Source organism: Mesorhizobium sp. M2A.F.Ca.ET.067.02.1.1, from assembly GCF_004023285.1.
In the GTDB taxonomy this organism is placed as follows: domain Bacteria; phylum Pseudomonadota; class Alphaproteobacteria; order Rhizobiales; family Rhizobiaceae; genus Mesorhizobium.
Genome location: NZ_RZSB01000746.1, coordinates 1 through 2,953 on the forward strand (window position 1 = coordinate 1; position 2,953 = coordinate 2,953).

At 65.2% G+C, this 2,953-nt stretch carries 2 protein-coding genes; both read right to left on the reverse strand.

Translation table 11 applies throughout. From position 1 onward, the window contains the following. Positions 1 to 1,947, reverse strand: a 1,947-nt coding sequence (locus EOA28_RS31115; protein WP_148670964.1) for an efflux RND transporter permease subunit, incomplete at its 3' end; no start/stop codon positions are given. 74 nt (positions 1,948 to 2,021) lie between these two features. Then, positions 2,022 to 2,953, reverse strand: a 932-nt coding sequence (locus EOA28_RS31120; protein WP_128315631.1) for an efflux RND transporter periplasmic adaptor subunit, incomplete at its 5' end; no start/stop codon positions are given.

The window sequence follows — 2,953 nt, forward strand, 5'->3', positions numbered from 1 at the left end:
GCCGGTCGGCGGGCCGGCTTCTGGAACGCGCACTTCGACATCGACGCCGGGAATGCCGGCCATCACGCCGCGCAGGTCATCGAGGATCTGGTTGGCGGACTTGCGCTGGCGCCAGTCGACGAATTCATACTGGATGACCCCGACCACGTCTTCGGGAATGTCCTGGCCGCCGCCCTGGGTCTTGCCGACGCGCGTATAGACCGACTTCACGCCGGGCCAGCCGAGCAGCCGGTTTTCCGCCGTCTTGGTGGCGGCGTCCATTTCCGCCAGCGAAAGATTGCCGCGGGCATGGACATAGAGCAGGCCGTAATCCGGCTCGACGCTCGGGAAGAACTCGACGCCCGCGCCATATTTCGAATAGGCGAAGCCGACGCCGACCAGAAGCCCGACGGTGAGCAGGATGACGGTGATCGGGAAGCGGACAGCCTGCTTGACCACGGCCATGTACCAGCCGTCGCGATTGCCTTCCTCGTGATGCTCCGGCGCCTTGGCGAAGATCGCGCCCAAAGTCGGCGCGAAGACCAGCGCGTAGAGCATCGAGGCCGACAGCGTCACGATCAGCGTGATCGGCATGTATTTCATGAAATCGCCGATGATGCCGGGCCAGAACAAGAGCGGCGAGAAGGCGGCGATGCGCGTCATCGTCGCCGCGATGACCGGGCCGGCCATGCGCTTGGCGGCCAGCGCGAAGGCGTCGGCCTTCGGCATGCCCTCGCTCATGCGCCGTTCGGCGAATTCGGTGACGATGATGGCGTCGTCCACCAGCATGCCGACAGCCAGGATGAGGCTGAACAGCACGATCATGTTGATCGTGTAGCCCATCATGGCGAGCAGCAGGATGCCCATCAGGAAGGACGACGGGATGGCAAGGCCGATGAGCAGCGAGGCACGTCCGGACAGGGCGTAGAGGATGACGATGAACACCAGGATGACGGCGATCATCACATGGTTCTGCAGGTCGCCGAGCAGCTGGTTGACGAAGACGGACTTGTCCTGCGTGTAGGTGACATGCATGCCCTCGGGCATCGTCTTGATGAAATTGTCCGACACTTCCCGGACATGGGTCAGAGTGTCGATCAGGTTGGCGCCGATGCGCTTCTTCACTTCGATGGCGATGGCCGGCCTGCCGTCGAGCCGGGTCACCGTCTCGGCATCCTTGAAGGTCGAGCGGATGGTGGCGACATCCTTGGCCTGGACCACGGCGTTCGGTGTGGCGACCACCGGCAGGTTGGCGACGTCTTCCGGCGTCTCGATCAGCGACGGCACCTTGACCGCATATTTGCCTTCCGAGCCCTCGAGGTTGCCGGCCGCGACCAGGCTGTTGGAAGAAGCGACGCCCTGGATCACCTGGTCGAGCTGCAACCCGTAGGAGGACAGCTTGACCGGGTCGATGACGACCTCGACGAGGTCGTCGCGCGCGCCCTGCAGCGAACCTTCGAGCACGCCGGGCACTTCCTCGATGCGGTCGCGCAGCTCGCGCGCGGCGGCCGTCAGCACGCGCTCCGGCACATCGCCGGAAAGCGTCACGACCAGGACCGGGAATTCCGAGACGTTGACCTCGTTGACCGTCGGCTCCTCGGCCGCCTGCGGCAGGTCGGCCTGGGCGTCCTGCACCTTGCTGCGCGTATCCTGCAGCGCCGTCGCGAGATCGGTCTGCGGCTGGAATTCGACCAGCACGTAGCCTCCGCCCTGGAAGGCGGCAGAGCGCATCTCCTTCAGCCCCTTGAGGCTCTTGAGCTTGCTTTCCATCGGCCTGAGCAGCAGGCGCTCGGAATCCTCCGGCGAGATGCCCTGATAGATCAGGCTGACATACATCATCGGAATCGGAACGTCGGGCTCCGCTTCCTTCGGCGTCGACTGATAGGCGACCCAGCCCGCGACGAGCAGGAACAGCAGCGCCGATATTGTGAGGCGGGCATTGTTGATGGCGAGTCTGACGATATCCATGACTTCGGCCTGTTATGCTTCCAAGGCTGCGGACCGCCGTCGCGGGATTGGCCCGGCGACGGACGCGTCGTGCTTTACTGCGTGCCGGCGGCGGCTTCGCCGATCAGCTTGCTGATGGTCGCCTGATCGGCCTCGACGGGCTTCACCAAGTCGCCTTCCTTCACCAGCTCCTGGCCGGCGACGATGATGCGCGCATCTTCCGGAATGCCGCCCAGCACCAGGCCGTGCGGCGTGTCGTCGACGAGATCGATCGGGAAGAAGGCCACCTTGTCGTCCTTGCCCACGGCGCGGATGCCGAGGTCGCCCTTGTCGCCGAGCGTCACCACCGAACGCGGCAGCATGACCGCATTGGTCGGCTCGGCGCTGAGCGTGATCTCGGCCGTCATGCCGGCGGGGATGGAGCCGTCGCCATTGGGGATCGCCACCTCGACGCGGAAGGTGCGGGTCTGCGCCGAGGCATCGCGGCTGATGTAGCGAACCGTGCCGGTGACCTTCTGGTCGTTGACCAGACGCACATCGGCCTGGTCGCCGATCTTGACATAGCGCAGGTCACGCTCGCTGATCTCGCCGCGCGCGATGACCGGATCAAGCTTCAGGATCGTCGCCACCTCGCCGCCCTGCATCACCGAGCTGCCGAGCTCCACCGGGATGCGGTCGATGACGCCGTCGAACGGCGCCTTCACCTCATTGCGGTCGAGCTCCGCCTGCGCGGCATCGAGCTGCGATTGCGCGAGCGTCAGGTTGGAACGGGCAGTGTCGAGCTGCAGCTTCGGCAGATTGCCGGTCTTGGCCAGCCGCTCGGCGGCGTCGAGCTCGGCCTTGCGCTGCACAAGCAGCTGCCTGGCGTTGTCGACATTGGAGATCTTCTCCTCGGCCGCGAGCATCAGCACGAGATCGCCTGTCTTGACATGGTCGCCCTGCTTGACCGGCAGCTTTTCGATGACGCCGGCGACGCGCGTCGCCGGCGTCATCGAAAAGCTGCCGGTCAAGCAGGGCGACCATGTCA